Source organism: Microbacterium sp. TW_SC_2 (assembly GCF_055361165.1).
On sequence record NZ_CM143952.1, the window covers coordinates 280,196 to 298,087 of the forward strand.

General features: G+C 71.0%; 17 protein-coding genes. 11 read left to right on the plus strand and 6 right to left on the minus strand.

What is annotated here, in order from left to right; genetic code table 11:
* Positions 1–8: 8 nt before the first annotated feature.
* Positions 9–677, minus strand: coding sequence for a DNA alkylation repair protein (locus tag ACWA14_RS01395; protein WP_463795660.1), 669 nt, complete (start codon positions 675–677; stop codon positions 9–11).
* A gap of 156 nt (positions 678–833) precedes the next feature.
* Positions 834–1,871 (minus strand): FUSC family protein, encoded by a 1,038-nt coding sequence (locus tag ACWA14_RS01400; RefSeq protein ID WP_463795661.1) that lies wholly within the window; start codon positions 1,869–1,871, stop codon positions 834–836.
* A 139-nt stretch (positions 1,872–2,010) separates the two neighbouring features.
* Between ACWA14_RS01400 and ACWA14_RS01405 the strand changes: the two genes are divergently transcribed.
* The 9 genes from ACWA14_RS01405 to ACWA14_RS01445 all read left to right on the plus strand — a co-directional run bounded on the left by ACWA14_RS01405 (position 2,011) and on the right by ACWA14_RS01445 (position 11,517).
* Positions 2,011–2,277: a hypothetical protein gene (locus ACWA14_RS01405; RefSeq protein WP_463795662.1), complete on the plus strand. Its 267-nt coding sequence runs from the start codon at positions 2,011–2,013 to the stop codon at positions 2,275–2,277.
* Between the two features lie 83 nt (positions 2,278–2,360).
* The gene (locus ACWA14_RS01410; protein ID WP_463795663.1) at positions 2,361–5,240 is read left to right on the plus strand and encodes a helix-turn-helix transcriptional regulator; all 2,880 of its coding nucleotides are present in this window, start codon (positions 2,361–2,363) and stop codon (positions 5,238–5,240) included.
* A 99-nt stretch (positions 5,241–5,339) separates the two neighbouring features.
* Entirely contained in the window at positions 5,340–5,795 is a 456-nt protein-coding gene (locus ACWA14_RS01415; RefSeq protein WP_463795664.1) for an SRPBCC family protein, read from the plus strand.
* A gap of 385 nt (positions 5,796–6,180) precedes the next feature.
* Positions 6,181–6,384 carry a cold-shock protein gene (locus tag ACWA14_RS01420; protein ID WP_045277989.1) on the plus strand — a complete coding sequence of 68 codons (204 nt, stop codon included), beginning with the start codon at positions 6,181–6,183 and terminating at the stop codon, positions 6,382–6,384.
* Between the two features lie 187 nt (positions 6,385–6,571).
* Positions 6,572–7,603, plus strand: a complete 1,032-nt coding sequence (locus tag ACWA14_RS01425; RefSeq protein ID WP_463795665.1) for an iron-siderophore ABC transporter substrate-binding protein — start codon at positions 6,572–6,574, stop codon at positions 7,601–7,603.
* 33 nt (positions 7,604–7,636) lie between these two features.
* Positions 7,637–8,680, plus strand: coding sequence for a FecCD family ABC transporter permease (locus tag ACWA14_RS01430; protein ID WP_463795666.1), 1,044 nt, complete (start codon positions 7,637–7,639; stop codon positions 8,678–8,680).
* On the plus strand, positions 8,677–9,786 hold the full coding sequence (locus tag ACWA14_RS01435) for a FecCD family ABC transporter permease (RefSeq protein WP_463795667.1): 1,110 nt from the start codon (positions 8,677–8,679) through the stop codon (positions 9,784–9,786). Before ACWA14_RS01430 ends, ACWA14_RS01435 begins: the two co-directional genes overlap by 4 nt.
* Positions 9,783–10,583, plus strand: a complete 801-nt coding sequence (locus tag ACWA14_RS01440; protein WP_463795668.1) for an ABC transporter ATP-binding protein — start codon at positions 9,783–9,785, stop codon at positions 10,581–10,583. Before ACWA14_RS01435 ends, ACWA14_RS01440 begins: the two co-directional genes overlap by 4 nt.
* Positions 10,573–11,517 (plus strand): siderophore-interacting protein, encoded by a 945-nt coding sequence (locus ACWA14_RS01445; protein ID WP_463795669.1) that lies wholly within the window; start codon positions 10,573–10,575, stop codon positions 11,515–11,517. Before ACWA14_RS01440 ends, ACWA14_RS01445 begins: the two co-directional genes overlap by 11 nt.
* 137 nt (positions 11,518–11,654) lie before the next feature.
* Here the strand turns inward: ACWA14_RS01445 and ACWA14_RS01450 are convergent, their stop codons facing one another.
* On the minus strand, positions 11,655–12,497 hold the full coding sequence (locus tag ACWA14_RS01450) for an alpha/beta fold hydrolase (RefSeq protein ID WP_463795670.1): 843 nt from the start codon (positions 12,495–12,497) through the stop codon (positions 11,655–11,657).
* A 95-nt stretch (positions 12,498–12,592) separates the two neighbouring features.
* Between ACWA14_RS01450 and ACWA14_RS01455 the strand changes: the two genes are divergently transcribed.
* Positions 12,593–13,183 (plus strand): TetR/AcrR family transcriptional regulator, encoded by a 591-nt coding sequence (locus ACWA14_RS01455; protein WP_463795671.1) that lies wholly within the window; start codon positions 12,593–12,595, stop codon positions 13,181–13,183.
* Between the two features lie 33 nt (positions 13,184–13,216).
* On the plus strand, positions 13,217–14,011 hold the full coding sequence (locus ACWA14_RS01460; protein WP_463795672.1) for a TspO/MBR family protein: 795 nt from the start codon (positions 13,217–13,219) through the stop codon (positions 14,009–14,011).
* Between the two features lie 24 nt (positions 14,012–14,035).
* Here the strand turns inward: ACWA14_RS01460 and ACWA14_RS01465 are convergent, their stop codons facing one another.
* The 3 genes from ACWA14_RS01465 to kdpC are packed head-to-tail and all read right to left on the minus strand — an operon-like array spanning position 14,036 to position 17,852.
* Positions 14,036–14,707: a response regulator gene (locus ACWA14_RS01465; protein ID WP_463795673.1), complete on the minus strand. Its 672-nt coding sequence runs from the start codon at positions 14,705–14,707 to the stop codon at positions 14,036–14,038.
* Positions 14,704–17,253 carry an ATP-binding protein gene (locus ACWA14_RS01470; protein ID WP_463795674.1) on the minus strand — a complete coding sequence of 850 codons (2,550 nt, stop codon included), beginning with the start codon at positions 17,251–17,253 and terminating at the stop codon, positions 14,704–14,706. Before ACWA14_RS01470 ends, ACWA14_RS01465 begins: the two co-directional genes overlap by 4 nt.
* Complete coding sequence (gene kdpC, locus ACWA14_RS01475; RefSeq protein WP_463795675.1) at positions 17,250–17,852, minus strand: K(+)-transporting ATPase subunit C; 603 nt, start codon at positions 17,850–17,852, stop codon at positions 17,250–17,252. Before kdpC ends, ACWA14_RS01470 begins: the two co-directional genes overlap by 4 nt.
* Between the last annotated feature and the right edge of the window lie 40 nt (positions 17,853–17,892).

Here is a 17,892-nt window from a genome sequence, read left to right on the forward strand (position 1 = left end):
CAGCGTAATCAGCCCTCGCGGCGCCGCACGATCTCGCCGATCCACAGCGGTGCGAACGGCGAGGTGCACCCCGGCGCGGTCGGATAGTCGGCGAGCACCTGCAGGCGTTCGCCGATCGCGAGCGCCCGGGTGCGCAGAGCGGGGTGATGGATGCCGATCTGCGCGAGGGTCTCGTTCATCGACCACTGCAGGCGAGCGGGAGCATCCTTCATGTCGCGCTCGATCAGGTCGAGCAGGTGCTCCAGATCGAGGCCGTCGGGCTCGCGCACCACGCGCACCGAGGTCAGCGACCACGCGGCGGCCGAGACCGTCGGATCGGCGTCGTCGAACCAGCGCAGGCGCAGCTCTTCCGCCAGGGGAGTCCTCTTCGCGACGTAGTTCACGAACCAGTCGTTCACCTTGGGTGGTCGGGTCTCACGCAGCATCGCGTCGAGCTCGTCGGCGCTGAAGTCGCGGGGTCGGCAGACGAGCAGGGCGAGCAGTCGGGCCGCCGTCTCGCCCGTGCCCCAGAGCTCGCGCGCCAGGGGCTGATCCGTCTTGATCCTCTTCGCGACGCCGCGCATCCGGCTGAGGTTGATGCCGTGGTCGTCGCCGCGCTTCTCGTTCGCCGCGCGCATCTTCGGATCCTCGAGTGCCGCGAGTTCGCCGAGCGCCTCCGCGAGCGTCATCTCACCCATGCCCCCAGGGTATTCCTCCCTCTCGCCGACCGGCCCCTTCGTGTGCCACCCACCCCTTTGTATGCGTTCACAAGGGGGCGGCTCGCACACAAAGGGGTGGCTCGGCGAGAGGGCGAGAGGGCGAGAGGGCGAGAGGGCGAGAGGGCGAGCGAGGGGCTAGTCCTCGTCGAGCAGCTCGGCGCGGATGCGGCGGAGGTCCTCCAGCAGAGAACCGATCAGGATCCAGTGCTGCGACGAGGGCGGCCGGATCACGAGGGGAGCCGTCAGCGCGGGGATCGCGGAGGTCAGGGGTTCGGGATCGGGAGTGACGTCCGCGATCTGCACGGCGAGCCGCACGTCATGCCCTGCGCGGCGCAGCTCCTCGGCGATCGCGGCCACGGTGGGCTCCTGCCCGAGCGAGTCGTCGTAGTGGTCGAAGTACGCGCGCGTCATGCCGATCGTCTGGGTCACGATCGGCGACAGGCGGTCCAGGAGGGCGCGCATCTCGCGCAGGTCGTCGCGATGGTTCGACCGCCGGGGGTTCAGCGTCAGCGACTCCTCACCGGTTGCGATCGTCGCCTCCGCGGCATCCTTCATCGGGCGCAGCAGCCGCACCTCGAGCATCATCTCCTGCAGGCGTGCGGGGGTCTGCGGCTCCGGCAGGGCGGCCGCGAGCCGGTCGAGGCTCGCCGCGAGCTCGGCGCCGAGCAGTCCCAGATCGCGTCGTGCGGGCGCGACGAGCACGGGTGGCACGATAAGCGCGTTGACGACGATGCCGATCACGACGCCGATCAGGGTCTCGCCGATCCGCGCGATCGCGTATTCCGGGCTGTTCGAGCCGAGCGCGAGCACGAGCATGGCCGAGATCGCGACCTGGTTGCCCGTGCCCGGCGTCGCGCGGAAGACCCACGCCACGAGCATCGCGACCACGATCGCGAGCAGCACGATCCAGCTGGGGGATCCGAGCAGCAACCCCAGGGCGACCGCGATCACGACCCCCACGATCACGCCGATGCTGCGCTCCAGCGCCTTCGACAGCGACTGGTTCACGCTCGGCTGCACGACCAGCAGCGCGGCGATCGCGGCGAACACGGGGAGCTGCCCGGGGAACACCCACCCCGCGATCAGCCAGGCCGCGATCGTCGCCGCGGCCGACTTCACGACCTGCAGCAGGGAGGAGCGCTGGGAGGCGCGGATCGCGGCGGGGATGCGCATGCTCACCACGGTAGTCCCGCGGATGCTCTGGGCGCGCTCCGTCTGAGGCGGGGCGGAGCGGAAGATAGGGCATCCGTCCGATGCGGGGGAGGGGCCTCAGAGCGGAGTGTGGGGGAATCGCCCGCCGTCAGGAGAAGTCATGTACGAGCACCCGTCTCTCACCTATCGGCTCATCGAGTCGGAGCGTGCGGAGCTCGAGAGAGCCGGGGAGCGGCGCCGCTTCCTGCGCGAGCACGCCGATCAGATCGTGCCCCGTCCGCCGGGCGCGGTGCGCAGGATGCTGCGTCGCCTGCGCGATGCTCCCCCGGCACCGGTGCGGGAGGCGGTGCCCGCGAGCCCCGCTGCGGTGTCCCGTCCCTCCGAGCACCGCGCGCCCGGTGCGTGCGGCGCGATCCCCGCCCGGTGAGCGCGACGACGCTCGCGACGGGACCTCGCCCGCCGGCTGCCGTCCCGCCTCCGGATGTCGTCGGCGAGTGGGAGCATGAACGCATGTCCTTCCTCGCCCCGAGCTCCGCGATGGTCGGTCGCGATGTCGATCTCGCGGGCGTGCACCGGGCCTTCGCGCGCGCGGCCGAGGGCACGCCGACCGCGCTTCTCGTCGAGGGAGAGGCCGGGATCGGCAAGTCGCGTCTCCTCCGGGAGTTCGGATCCGAGGTCGCGCGACGAGCCGACGTGCACGTCGGATGGTGCCTCGATCTGGGGGCCGCCCGGACACCGTACGGACCCCTGACCGGCATCCTGCGCTCCCTCGTGGCGCAGGTGGGCCTCGACGGAGTGCGCGACGCCGTGGGGGTCGGCGCCGAAGCCCTGGGGATGCTGTTGCCCGAACTGGTCTCCGGGTCGACCGACCGCGAACACACCAGCCCGGAGCGACTCCGCGACGCGATCGCGACGCTCATCGAGACGGCGGCGGAGCGCGCCCCCCAGGTGCTGATCGTCGAGGATCTGCACTGGGCGGACGAGTCGACGCTCGCCATCCTCTCCTTCCTGCTGCGCGCAGTGACGCGCGGCCGTGTGCTCCTCCTGCTGACCTGTCGCTCCGACGACGTGCGCCGGGGCGATGCGGTCAGCCGGTTCATCGCGGAGGCGACCAGGGCTCGCGTCCTCGACCGTGTCGCCCTGCACCGTCTCGGCCGCGATGCCGTGCGGACACTCGCCGAGCAGATCACCGGGCGCCCGCTCACGGAAGCCGCTCTCGAACGCATGCACGAGCGCGCGGAGGGGGTGCCGTTCTTCGTCGAGGAGATCGCCGGCTCCGCGGCCGGTCCTCTCCCCGACGGTCTCCGCGACATCCTGCTCGCGCGCTTCGACCGCCTGAGCGAGGAAGCACGGCGGGTGGTCCAGGTGGCATCGGGGGCCGAGCGCCCGCTGACCCATCCGCTGCTGGCGCGCCTTCTCGGACCGGAGCGCGACGGGTTCGACGAGACGCGCCTCGACGAGGGGCTTCGCGAGGCCGCGGAGAGCGGCATCCTCGTGGTCGTCGACGACCTGTACCGCTTCCGCCATGCGCTGCTGCGTGAGGCCGTGCATGCCGACCTGCTGCCGGGGGAGCGCGCGCGGCTGCATCGCGCCTACGCCGAGACGCTCGAGTCGTTCGGCGCGAGCACCGACAGCGGCGATGCCGCCGCCCTCGCCTACCACTGGCAGCTCGCGCGCGATGATCGTCGCGCCCTGAGCGCCGCCGTCGACGCGATGAACCATGCCAAGGCGCGCTACGCGTTCGGCACCGCCGCCCGGTTCGGTGAACTCGCCCTCGACCTCTGGCCGCAGGTGTCCGACGCCGCGCAGGTCACCGGCGTCGAGCATCTCGAGCTGCTCCACGTGCTCGGGTCGATCCTGCGCAATGCGGGCGACGGGGAGCGGGCGCTGGCGGTCGCCGATCTCGCCCTCGACGAGGTCGACCCCGCCGCCGTCGATCCGCCCCTGCACGCCCGGCTGCTCCGGAACAAGGCGCTCTACCTGGTGAACCTCGGTCGCGCGGGAGCGATCCCCCTGCTGCGGCAGTCCCTCGCGATCGTCGACGGCTCGCGCACGGGCGGGTCGGCGGATGACGCGCTCCGCGCCGAACTGCTGAACCAGCTGGCGAGTCGTCACATGATCGCGGGCGACCGTGAGCTGGCCATCCGCATCGCCGGCGAGGCCGCGGAGGTCGCCGAGCGGGCGCACTCCGATGACCAGCTGTCGGTCGCTGCGAACGTGCGGGGCGCCTCGCGGGCGCACCTGGGCGACATCGAGGGCGGCATCCGCGAGTACGCGCGGGCGGGTGAGCTGGCCCGGGGGACGACGGCCGAGATGCGCTACCGCGTCAACTACTCGGATCTGCTGTGCCTGCTCGGTCGCTATACCGAGGCGCTCGACCTGGCGCAGGAGGGTCTCGCCCGGGCGCGGACGCTCGGCGTCGAACGCACGTCGGGGTCGATCATGGCGCAGAACATGGTGGTGCCTCTGCTCGAGCGCGGCGAGATCGACCGGGTGGAGGAGATGCTCGCCCGCGACTTCATGCAGGGCACGCTGCGGGTGTTCCGCATGTACGTGACGATGACCCGTGTGCGGGTGCTGGCGTGGCGCGGCCGTTCCGCCGAGGCGGCCGAGGCGATGCGCGACTGGGCGCCGGCGTTCCGGGAGACCGGGCTCGTCGAGCGTCAGGTCTGGTACGACGGGGTCGTGATGGCGGTCGCGGTGGCCGAGAGCGAGGGGGATCCGCGCGGCGCGCTCGCCGCGATCCTGGGGATGGTCGCCGACGCGGGGCCGGTGCTGCTGCACCAGCGACGACTTCTGCTGCAGTCGGGTGCGATCATCGCGGGACTGCGAGCAGCCGGAGACGACGTGTCCGAGGCGGTCCGGATCGTCGGGGGCGCGTGGGCCGCCCAGCCCGCCCAGTTGCTCGGCGATGCCTGGTCCGCGATTCTCGAGGCCCTGTTGCATCCGACGCCCGAGCTCGTCGCCGACGCGGTGGCGCTCGCCGACGGCGACGATGTGCCCGTCACCTTCCGTGTCGTGACCCGACTGGAACAGGGCCGGATGCTCGTGCAGGACGGCGATCGCGCCGCCGCGTCGACGGTGCTGCTCGAGGCGGAGAAGATCGCCGACTCTCTCGGCCACGTGCAGCTCCAGGCCGAGGTCGACGCCTTCGCGACGGCGGCGGGGCTCCGGGGTGGTGGTGCGGCGAAGGCCTCGGTGCTCACACAGCGCGAGCATCAGGTGCTCGCGCTGATCGCGGAGGGGCTCAGCAACCGGCAGATCGGCGAGCGCCTGTTCATCAGTGCGAAGACCGTGAGCGTCCACGTCTCCGCGGTGCTGCGCAAGCTCGGAGTGCGCACCCGCACGGAGGCAGCCGTGGCCGCGCGGGCGTCCGGCATCCGTTCCTGAGCAGAAGGGTGTCTGCACACGCGATGTCAACCCCATCGCCAGACAGCGCCGACACGCGCTGAATAGGGGGACACGAACGACGAGCAGTGAGGAGCACCCATGGTGCAGATCATCGAGACCATCGACGTCGACGTCCCCGTCGGCATCGCCTACAACCAGTGGACCCAGTTCGAGACCTTCCCGAAGTTCCTCGACGAGGTCGAGTCGATCACGCAGACCGACGACACCCACACGCACTGGACCGTCAAGGTCGCGGGTGCGACACGCGAGTTCGACGCCGAGATCACGGAGCAGCACCCGGACGAGCGCGTCGCCTGGAACAGCATCGGCGGCGAGACCGAGCACGCCGGAGTCGTGACGTTCCACAAGCTGTCCGACGTCGAGACGCGCGTCACCGTGCAGATCGACTGGGAGCCGGAGGGTCTGGCCGAGAAGCTGGGCTCGCTCGTCGGTGTCGGATCGCATGCAGTGAAGAAGGATCTGAAGAACTTCAAGGAGTTCATCGAGACGCAGGGCGGCGCGACCGGCTCCTGGCGCGGCGACGTCAAGGCCTGACGCTCTCTGCTCTCTCGCCGAACCACCCCCTTCTGTTCGACCCGGCCCCTTGTGCGCGTTCACAAAAGGCCGGGTCGAACAGAAAGGGGCCGGTCGGCGAACGGAGGCGGCCTGGAAAGAAGGGGCGGCGCTCGACGGGGGGACGTGATACGGTTGGCAACGTGCCTCCTTCCGGGGGCGTCATTCATCACCGGCCCGCGAACGCTTGCTGCGACGTGTGTGGCCCGACATCTGGATCCGAATTCTGCGCCGATTGGTTCGGCACGGATCCCCCGAAATCTCGCCCCCTCCATCCGGAGGCGGCTCCCTCGTATCCACCGGATGCTCCGGTGCGATGCACAGGCCGTGTAAAACAGCGGCTAGATCAACAGAAAGAAGAAAGCACATGGCCTCTGGCACTGTGAAATGGTTCAACGCGGAAAAGGGCTTCGGCTTCATCGCTCCCGATGACGGCTCGGACGACCTCTTCGCCCACTACTCGGCGATCACTGGCTCGGGCTTCAAGGAGCTCCGCGAGAACCAGAAGGTCGAATTCGACGCTGAGCGTGGCCCCAAGGGCATGCAGGCTGCGAACATCCGCCCTCTCTGAGCGCGCACTGATCGTACGGAAACCGGTCGGATCCCTCACGGGGTCCGGCCGGTTTCTCGTGCGCCCGGCGCCTCCCCGGAGGATCGGCGACTGAGGATGCCCTAACTTTCTGTTAGATTAGGCGAGGCTTACCAAAGCCTGACGCACTCTGCGTCGTCACCCCTCCATCTCTCCGAAGGGAATGCCTGTGCGCACCTCTCGACTCCTCGCCGCCGTCGGCACGGCCGCAGCGCTCGCTCTGAGCCTCACGGCCTGCGCGACCTCGACCGCCGACGGATCCTCCGACGCCGGGAGCAACCCGGCCTCCGCCGACGCCTTCCCCGTGACGATCGAGCACGCGTTCGGCGAGACGACCATCACCGAGAAGCCCGAGCGCGTGGCCTCCATCGCGTGGGCGAACCACGAGGTGCCGCTGGCGCTGGGCATCGTGCCGGTCGGCATGAGCAAGGCGACGTGGGGCGACGACGACGACAACGGCGTGCTGCCCTGGGTCGAGGAGAAGCTCGACGAGCTGGGCGCCGAGACCCCGGTGCTGTTCGACGAGACCGACGGCATCGACTACGAGGCCGTCGCCGACACCGAGCCCGACGTGATCCTCGCCTCCTACTCCGGCCTCACGCAGGAGGAGTACGACACGCTCTCCAAGATCGCGCCCGTCGTGGCGTACCCCGAGGTCGCCTGGGGCACCTCGGTCGACGACATGATCGAGATGAACTCGAAGGCCCTCGGGCTCGAGGACGAGGGCGAGGCCCTGATCGCCGAGCTGGATGCCGACGCGGATGCCGCGCTCGAGGCCAACAGCGCCCTGGCCGACAAGAAGATCCTGTTCGCCTACCTCGACCCCACCGACCTCAGCCAGATCGGCTACTACACCGCGACCGACACGCGCCCCGGGTTCCTGCACGACAACCTCGGCCTGCCGTTCCCGTCGATCGTCGAGGACTCCGTCGGCAGCGACAAGTTCGACCTCACGGTCAGTGCCGAGGACGCCGCGAAGTTCGATGACGTCGACGTGTTCGTCACGTACGGCGACGACTCGCTGATCCCGCAGCTGCAGGCCGACCCGCTGCTGTCGAAGATCCCCGCGATCGCCGAGGGCCGCATCGCGATCCTGCCCAACGCGACGCCGATCGCCGCATCCGCCAACCCGTCGCCGCTGTCGATCCCGTGGGGTCTCAGCGACTACCTCGCGCTGCTGGCGGCTCCGCTCGCGGACTAGTCCCGCATCCGCATCCCGCGGAGTGATGACGACGTGACCACAGCCACCGCCCTCGCGCCGGGCGCCGCAGTCCTGCGGCGCCCGGCCCTGGCGCGCACTCTCTGGCTCCTCGCCGGGGTCGGGCTCCTGCTCGTTCTGAGCATCCTGTCGATCTCGTTCGGCGTGCGGGCCGTCACCTTCGACGACATCGTGGCGGCCTTCTCCGGACAGACCGACACGATCGAGCAGGCCGCGATCGTCAAGCGCATCCCGCGCACCGTGCTCGCGCTGCTGGTCGGTGCGGCGCTCGCGCTCTCGGGCGCGACCATGCAGGCCGTCACCCGCAATCCGATCGCCGATCCCGGCATCCTCGGCGTCTCGAACGGCGCCTCGCTCGCCGTCGTGCTCGGCATCGCGTTCTTCGGCCTCAGCAACCCGTTCGGGCAGATGGCCTTCGCGATCGTCGGAGCCGCGGTCGCGGCCACGTTCGTGTACACGGTGGGCTCGCTCGGGCGCGGGGGAGCGACCCCGCTCAAGCTCGCCCTGGCGGGGGCCGCGACCTCGGCCGCATTCGCCTCGCTGATCAGCGCCGTCATGCTCCCGCGGGTCGACCTGCTGCAGACGTTCCAGTCGTGGCAGATCGGCGGCGTCGGAGGCGCGGAGTGGCCGCGGATCGCGCTCACCGCCCCTGTTCTCGCGATCGGCGCGCTCATCTGCGTCCTCTGCGCGCGCGGCATGAACTCGCTCGCCCTCGGCGACGACATGGCCAAAGGGCTCGGCGAGCACGTGTTCCGCACGCGGATGCTGTCGGCCCTCGGCGCCGTGATCCTCGCCGGCGCCGCCACCGCCATCGCCGGACCGATCGGCTTCGTCGGCCTGGTCGTGCCGCACATCTGCCGCATGCTCGTCGGCACCGACCACCGGTGGCTGCTGCCGTTCTCGGCGCTCGCGGGGGCGGCCCTGCTGACCGCGAGCGACATCGTCGGCCGCGTGATCGCGCCGACCTCGGAGGAGATCCAGGTGGGCATCATCACCGCGCTCATCGGTGCGCCGTTCTTCATCTGGATCGTCCGTCGTCAGAAGGTGCGTGAGCTGTGAGCAGGACAGAGCACACCGCGCACACCGCGCCGGCCGGACGCACCGAGCACACGCTCGACCGGTCGGACGAATCCCCGGCGCACCGCGTCGCCCGCATCGTCGCCGGCCGTCGGGCACGCCATCGTCGGCACACCGTGGCCACCACGATCCTGGGGGTCGTGGTGCTGGCCCTGTTCGCGGTGGCCCTCATGATCGGCAACACGTTCTACACGCCCGGCGAGGTCATCCGCGTCATCCTGGGTGAGACGGTCCCCGGCGCCTCGTTCACCGTCGGAGAGCTGCGCCTGCCCCGCGCCATCCTCGCGGTGCTCACCGGGATCGGGTTCGGCATCGCCGGTGTCTCGTTCCAGACGCTGCTGCGCAATCCGCTGGCCTCGCCCGACATCATCGGCATCTCGAACGGCGCGGGCGCCGCGGCGGTGTTCGGCATCGTCGTCCTGTCGCTCAACGGCCCGCTGGTCTCGCTGTTCGCGCTGGTCGGCGCCGTCGTCACCGCGCTGGTGATCTATCTCCTCTCGATCAAGGGCGGGTTCGCGGGCACGCGCCTGATCCTGATCGGCATCGGCATCGCGGCGATGCTGCAGAGCGTCATCTCGTACATGCTGTCGCGCGCGGCGAACTGGGACATCCAGACGGCGATGCAGTGGCTCACCGGCAGCCTCAACAATGCGTCGTGGGAGCGAGCGCTGCCCCTGCTGATCGCCGCCGCGATCGTGGTGCCGCTCATGCTCACACAGGGACGCGCACTCGGGGCCCTGCAGCTCGGCGACGACTCGGCCTCCGGGATCGGCGTCCGCGTCACCGCGACCCGCCTGCTGTTCATCCTCGGTGCGGTCACGCTGCTCGCCTTCGCGACCGCCGCCGCCGGGCCGATCGCCTTCGTGGCGTTCATGGCCGGGCCGATCGCCGCCCGCATCACCGGACCCGGCGCGAACCTGCTCCTCCCCAGCGCCTTCGTGGGTGCGGTGCTCGTGCTCGGCGGCGACCTGATCGCGCAGTTCGCGCTCGGCACCCGGTACCCCGTGGGCGTCGTGACCGGCGTGCTGGGCGCCCCGTACCTGATCTACCTGCTCATCCGCACCAACCGCTCGGGAGGATCGCTGTGACCGTCTCGCACAGCCTGTCGGCCGAAGGAGTCACCCTCTCCTACGGCGACCGCACCATCATCGACGGTCTCGACCTGTCCGTCGCGGCCGGCAAGATCACGACCATCGTGGGAGCGAACGGATGCGGCAAGTCGACGCTGCTGCGCTCGCTCGCCCGTCTGCTCTCCCCGACCGCCGGGCAGATCGTGCTCGACGGCAAATCGGTGCACGCGCGGCCGACCAAGGAGGTCGCGCGCATCCTCGGGCTGCTGCCGCAGTCGCCGCTCGCGCCGGAGGGCATCGCCGTGGCCGACCTGGTCGGGCGTGGACGCCACCCGCACCAGAAGGCCCTCGCCCGCTGGAGCACCCACGACTACGAGGTCGTGGCGGATGCCCTCGACGCGACCGGCATCGCCGACCTCGCCGACCGCAGCGTGGACGAGCTCTCGGGAGGACAGCGTCAGCGCGTGTGGATCGCGATGGCGCTGGCGCAGGAGACCGAGATCCTGCTGCTCGACGAGCCCACCACCTTCCTCGACGTCGCGCACCAGGTCGAGGTGCTCGACCTGCTCACCGACCTCAGCGTCGCCCGCGGCACCACCATCGTCATGGTGCTGCACGACCTGAACCTCGCGGCCCGCTACGCCGACGAGCTCGTCGCGATGAAGGACGGGGCCGTGCATGCGATCGGCGCACCCGCCGACATCGTGACCGCCGAGCTCGTCGAAGAGGTCTTCGGCCTCGCCAATCAGATCACCATCGACCCCGTCTCGGGCAAGCCGATGGTCACACCCATCGGGAGGCACCATGTCCGCTGAGACCACCACCACCGAGCGTCCCACCTACGTGCTCGCCCGCGCCGAGGTGCGTGCCGTCACGCGGGTCTCGCCGAACTTCGTGCGCGTGACCTTCGGCGGCGCGGAACTCGCCGACTTCGGGACGCCCGGCGAGGCCTACGACTCGCGCATCAAGCTGATCTTCCCGCCGGCATCCGGCATCCTCCCCCCTCTCGACCGCGACACCGACGACTGGTGGGGCTCGTACCTCGCGGTGCCCGAGGAGGAGCGCGGATCGATGCGCACCTACTCGATCCGCGATCTGCGGATCACGCCGGCCGGCACCGAGGTCGACGTCGACTTCGTGCTGCACCTGCAGCCGGGGCTCACCGGGCCGGCATCGCGCTGGGCGAGCGCCGCGGAGGCGGGTCAGGAGCTGTTCGTGATCGGCCCGCGTCGCGGCGTGACCGCGCACGGCGGCATCGAGTACGCCCCGGGCGAGGCCCCGTCGGTGCTGCTGGCCGGAGACGAGACCGCGGCTCCGGCGATCGCCCGCATCCTGGAGGATGCCGCGCGCGACCTCCGCGGCACCGCGTTCATCGAGGTGCCGTCGGCCGCCGACATCCTGACCATCGACGCCCCCGCGGGGGTCGACGTGCATTGGCTGGCACGCGACGAGGACGAGGCGCACGGCGCGCAGCTGATCCCGACCGTGCTCACGCACCTGGGCGACTGCCATGCGCACGTCGAGGTGCAGGATCTCGAGGGCGAGCAGCTGGTCTGGGAGACACCGGAGTACTCGAGCCTCGGCGAGGAGACCGCCACGCACGCGGCGGCGGACCGGTACTTCTGGATCGCGGGGGAGAGCGGCGTCGTGACCACGCTGCGCCGCCACCTCGTGAAGGATCTCGGCATCGATCGCTCGCAGGTCGCATTCATGGGGTACTGGCGCCGCGGCGTCGCGATGCGCGGCTGAGCTGCGGCATCCGTACACGGAGCACGGCCCTGTGCGCCTGACGCGGAGGGATCCGAGGATCTCGACCGAGCGAGGCGCACAGGGCCGTGTCAGGCGCCCACGCGGCGGTGCCGCGTGCGGAGGCTGACCGCGAGGGCCTACTTGCTGAGGAAGGTCTTCAGGGCGGCGTTGACCTCATCGGCGTGGGTCCAGAGCAGCCCGTGCGGGGCGCCCTCGACCTCGACGTAGTCGGCCGCGGGGACGGCCTGGTGGAACCGGCGCGCGGTCGCGTCGATCGGGAGGATGTTGTCCTTCGTGCCGTGCAGGATCAGCGTGGGCTTGCCCGCGGCGGCGACGGCCTCGACGTCGGAGCGGAAGTCCTCGATCCAGGAGGCGACGACGGCGTAGGCGGCGACGGGAGCGCTGCCGACCGCGACATTCCAGCTACCGGTGACGGCCTCCTGGCTGATGCGCGAGCCGAGGTTCTCGTCGAGGTTGTAGAAGTCGTTGTAGAACTGGGTGAACCAGGCGAAACGGTCGCCCTTCGCCGCCGCCTCGATGCCGTCGAAGACCTCCTGCGGCACACCCTCGGGGTTGTCGTCTCGCTGCACCAGGAAGGGCTCGAGCGAGGCGAGGAACGCAAGCTTGGCGACCCGGTCGTGACCGTACGTCGCGACGTAGCGGGCGAGCTCGCCGGTGCCCATCGAGAAGCCGACGAGCACGACATCACGCAGGTCGAGGGTCTCGAGCACCGTGTTCAGGTCGGCGGCGAACGTGTCGTAGTCGTAGCCGGCATGCACCTTGGACGAGCCGCCGAAGCCGCGGCGGTCGTACGTGATGACGCGGTAGCCCTGGGCGAGCAGTTCGCGGGTCTGGCGCTCCCAGCTGTGGCCGTCGAGCGGGTAGCCATGGATCAGGACGACAGGCTGCCCGGACCCCTGGTCCTCGTAGTAGAGCTCGATCGGGGTGCTGTTCTCGTTTCCGACGGTGATGTAGCCCATGATCTGATCCTTTCGGTTCCGGTGAGAACGATCGTTCTCGCTCGATAGGTCCAACATAGAGAACGTTCGTTCTCATGTCAAGTAAACTCTTGCCCATGACCGACATCGAGGCACGCGACCGCATCCTCACCGCCGCCGAGGAGCTGTACTACCGCAAGGGCTACGCGGCCGTGGGCATGGATGAGCTGCGTGCGGCGGCGGGAGTCTCGCTGCGGCGGCTGTACGCGCTGTTCCCCGCGAAGACCGACATCGTGACCGCGGTGCTCGCACGCACGCACGAGGAGTGGGAGGCATCTCTGTCGACCGCCGTGGCGGATGCCGGTGCCGACCCGCGCGAGCGGCTCCTGTCGGTGTACGGCTACCTCGAGGACTGGTTCTGCACCGACGGCTTCCGCGGCTGCGCCTTCATCAACGCCTTCGGCGAGCTCGGCGGCACGAATGCCGAGGTCACGCGGATCGTGCGCGCGCACAAGGCGTCGTTCCAGACGTACATGGCCGGGCTCGTGGCGGAGATCGGGGCGCCCGCCGCGCTCGGGGCGCAGCTGGCGATCCTCGCGGAAGGGGCGCAGAGCACGGCCGCGATCTCGGCCGATCCGCAGGTGGCCGTGCAGGCTCGCGATGCCGCCGCCGTGCTGATCGATGCGGCGATCGCCCTCCGCCCCCCGGTCGCCGCGGCAAGTCGCTAACCAAGTTAGCGAAATCATGGTAGCGTCCCTGTCATGGACACCCGGAAGCAGGACATCGCCCGCCAGACCGTGATCATCGCCGCGGCCGCTTTCATGCTGATCGCGGCGACGATCGGAGCCGGCGCGTTCGGGGGGACCTCGGTGAACGCCCTGCAGGACGGTGCGCTGTCGGAGCAGGGGTCGTACCTCGCCCCCGCCGGTCCGGCGTTCTCGATCTGGTCGCTGATCTACCTCGGACTCCTCGCCTACACGGTGTGGCAGGCCCTCCCCGCCCAGCGCGCGGACGAACGCCAGCGCGCGGTCGGCGGCTGGATCGCGGCCTCCCTCGTCCTGAACGGACTGTGGCTGGTCACCGCCCAGTTCCTCACGCTCCCGCTGACCGTGCTCGTGATCGCGCTGCTGCTGGCGACCCTCGCCCGCGTGATCGTGATCCTCGGTCGCTTCCCCGCGCGCACCCTCGCCGACCGCATCCTGACCGACGGCGCGAACGGCCTGCACTTCGGCTGGGTCACGATCGCGACCGTCGCGAACGCCACCGCATGGCTCACGCAGATCGCCCCGCCGAGCTGGGCGGATCAGGCCGAGGTCTGGGCCGTCGCGGTGCTCGTCGCCGTGCTCGTGATCGGTGCCGCCAGCGCGTGGTTCACCGGACGTCTCGTGCCGGCGCTCGCGACCTCCTGGGGTCTCGCGTGGCTGGCCGTCGGACGCCTCACGGGCGAGCCCGAGAGCACGACCACCGCGATCGCCGCGATCATCGTGGCCGTGGTGCTCGTCGCGACCGGCGCCGTCGCGGTGCTGCATCGCCGCCGGGTCGCCGCGCCGGCCTGACCGCCGCGAGCTCGGTCGCGAGCCTCACACCACCAGTCGGTAGCCCATCCCCGATTCGGTGAGCAGATGCACCGGGGCGCTGGGCTCGCGCTCGAGCTTCTTCCGGAGCTGCGACATGTAGAGGCGCAGGTAGCCCGAGTCCGAGACCTGTTCGCTGCCCCAGATCTCCTTCAGCAGATCCTGTCGGGTCACGAGGGCGCCCGGATGCCGGGACAGATGCTCCAGCATCCGCCACTCCGTGGGAGTCAGGTGCACCCGGGTGCCGGCGCGCGTGACGGTCTTGGTCGCCAGGTCCACCACGACGTCGCCGAAGCTCACGGCGGACTCGCCGCTCGCGGACGCCGACCGCCGCGAGAGCGCGCGCAGCCGCGCGAGCAGCTCGTCGACCTGGAAGGGCTTGGTGACGAAGTCGTCGGCGCCGGCGTCGAGGGCGTCGACCTTGTCGGCCGAGCCCGTGCGGCCGGAGATCACGATGATCGGCACGCTCGTCCAGCCGCGCAGGGCATGGATCACCTCGATGCCGTCGAGCCGCGGCATCCCCAGGTCGAGCATGATGATGTCGGGGTGGGTCTGGGCCGCGACCGCGATGGCCGCCGCACCGTCGGAGGCGACCACGACCTCGTAGCCGTGGGCGGCGAGGGTGATGCGCAGGGCGCGCACCATCTGCGGATCGTCGTCGGCGATGAGGAGCTTCACTGTGCCTCTGTCTCTCGCGATTGCTGCGTCTGTCGGGGGCCCGCGGCCGCTCCGGCGAGAGGCAGGGAGACGACCATCGTGAGGCCGCCGCCGGGGGTGTCCTCGGGAGTCAGGCTACCGCCCATGCCCTCGGTGAACCCGCGCGACAGCGCCAGTCCCAGGCCGAGGCCGGTGGTGTTGTCGGTGTCGCCGAAGCGCTGGAAGGGCTGGAAGATGCTGTCGCGTCGCTCGACCGGCACGCCCTCGCCGCGGTCGACGATGCGGATCTCGGCGCGCTCCCCGAGGGCGCTCGTCGAGACCAGGATGCGCGTGCCCGTCGGGGCGTAGCGATGGGCGTTCGCGAGCACGTTCACGAGCACGCGCTGCAGCAGCACCGGGTCGGCCTGCAGCGGCGGCAGAGCGGGATCGAGCGCGAGGTCCACGTCGGCGGGGCCGAGGCCGAGCTCGTCGATGGCCGCGAGGATCGGGCTCGTGGCGTCCATCCGCGTCGCCGAGACGCCGAGCACGCCCGCCTGCACGCGGCTCACGTCGAGCAGATCCGTGACCAGCGTCGACAGCGTCGCGAGGCTCTCGTCGGCGGTCGCGAGCAGTTCGGCGCGGTCCTCGTCGGAGAGGGTCTGCGCGGCCCGCAGCCCGCCGATCGCCGCGACGGCCGAGGCGAGGGGGCGCCGCAGATCGTGGCTCAGGGCGGAGAGCAGCGCGCTGCGGACCTGGTCGGTCTCGGCGAGGGCCGCGGCCTCCTTCGCGGTCGCGCGCAGATCGGTGTGCTCGATCGCGGCCGCGAGCTGCGCGACGATCGCGTCGAGCAGGCGTCGGGCGGGCGCGTCGAGGGAGTCGCCGTGCAGCTCGAGCACGGCGCGTGCCGAGCCCTCGGGGCCCACCGGGATGCGGGTCGCCCGACCGTCGGCGACGGGTTCGCCGTCGCGCGCCAGCACCTCACCGGTCGGGGAGAGCACCCGGACGCCGCTGAGCCCGAAGGCCTCGCGGGCGCGGCTGGCCAGGGCGAGGACCGCGTTGTCTCCGCGCAGCACGTTGCCGGCCACCGCGGCGAGCAGCTCGGCCTCGGCGGTGGCGCGGGTGGCGGTGCGGGCGCGGCGGGCGGCCTGGTCGACGATCAGGCTCACCAGGATCGCGATCACGACGTACAGCACGAGGGCGAGCACGTGCAGCGGATGCGCGATCGTGATCGTGAACAGGGGAGCGACGAAGAGCAGATCGAGCGTGATCCCCGACAGCACGGCGGCGAAGACCGCGGGCCGGATGCCGCCGATCAGCGCGACCACGACGACCAGGAGCTGATACGCGAGCACCTCGGCGGTGATCGACTCGGGGCTGCGGAAGGTGAACATCAGCCACGACAGCAGGGGCCCGAAGACCAGGGCGACCGCGAAGCCGAGCAGCTGCCGACGCCACCCGAGCGCCCCGCCGGTGATGCGCGGGAGAGCGGCTCGTCCTCCGGCCGCGGCATGCGTGACGATGTGCACGTCGATGTCGCCGGAGCGGCGGATGACCTCGGCGCCGATGCCGGGTCCGGTCAGCGCGGCCATCAGCCGGCCCCGTCTGCTCACGCCGATCACGAGCTGCGTGGCGTCGGCGCCCTGCGCGAACTCGACGAGCGCGCCGGGGATGTCGTCGCCGATGATCTGGTGATAGCTGCCGCCCAGCGACTCCACGAGCGTGCGCTGGGCGGCCAGCGCGCCCGGCGTCTGATCACGCAGGCCGTCCTGCGTGGAGATGTGCACCGCGAACAGCTCGCCGCCCGCCGACCGGGCCGCGATGCGCGCACCGCGGCGCAGCAGGGTCTCGCCCTCGGGGCCACCCGTGAGGGCCACGACCACGCGCTCGCGCGCCTGCCAGACGTTCTCGATGCCGTGGTCGGCCCGGTAGGTGCGCAGCGCGCTGTCGACCTCGTCGGCCAGCCACAGCAGGGCGAGCTCCCGCAGGGCCGTGAGGTTGCCGAGGCGGAAGTAGTTCGACAGCGCCGCGTCGATGCGCTCGGCCGGGTACACCAGGCCCGCCGCGAGCCGATCGCGCAGCGACTGCGGGGCCAGGTCGACGACCTCGATCTCGTCGGCGGCGCGGACCACGGCATCCGGGATCGTCTCCTGCTGTGCGATGCCGGTGATCTTCTCGACCACGGCGTTGAGCGACTCGATGTGCTGCACGTTCACGGTCGTGACCACGTCGATGCCGGCCTCGAGCAGCGCGTCGACGTCCTGCCAGCGCTTCGCGTGCGCGGAGTCGGGGATGTTCGTGTGAGCGAGCTCGTCGACGAGGGCGATCTCGGGAGCGCGGGCGAGGACGGCATCGAGGTCGAGCTCGGTGAGGGCGACGCCGCGGTGCACGGAGGTGCGGCGGGGGATCTCCGGCAGGCCGACGGTCTGCGCGAGGGTCGCGGCCCGGTCGTGCGTCTCGACCACGGCGATCACCACGTCGCGGCCTTCGTCGAGCAGCCGGCGGCCCTCCTCGAGCATCTCGTAGGTCTTGCCGACGCCGGGGGCCGCGCCGAGGAGGACGCGGAGCCGACCCCGTCGCTCTCGTGTCATGCGCCCTCCCGCTGATCGAGGGCGAGATTGAGCTCGGCGACGTTGATGCGCTCCTCGCCGAGGAATCCCAGATCCCGCCCTTGAATCCTAGACTCCACGAGCGTGCGGACCTCCTGCTCGGTCAGCCCGCGCGCCTCGGCCACCCGCGGCACCTGCAGCAGCGCGTACGCGACGCTGATGTGCGGGTCGAGACCGGAGCCCGACGCCGTGACCGCGTCGGCGGGGACATCGGCGGGGGAGACGCCCTCGCGGGCGGCGATCCGATCGCGACGTTCGGCGATCGCCGCGATCAGGTCGGCGTTCTCGGGGCCGAGGTTGCTGCCGCTCGAGGCGGCGCCGTCGTAGCCGTCGCCGGCCGCGGAGGGACGGGACTGGAAGTACTCGGGCAGGGCGTCACCGTCGGCATCGGTGAAGGACTGCCCGATCAGGGCGCTGCCCCGGTCGTCGGCGAGCAGCGAGCCGTTCGCCTGCCAGGGCAGCGCGAGCTGACCGACGGCGGTGATCAGCGCCGTGTACCCGAGGCCGAGCACGAGCGTGATGACGAGCATCGCGCGCAGAGCCACACCGGCCGTGCGGACGGAGGAGCGGGTGGAGGACATGAGGTGCCTTTCAGAACGTGGGTGGGCTCTTCGTCTCGCT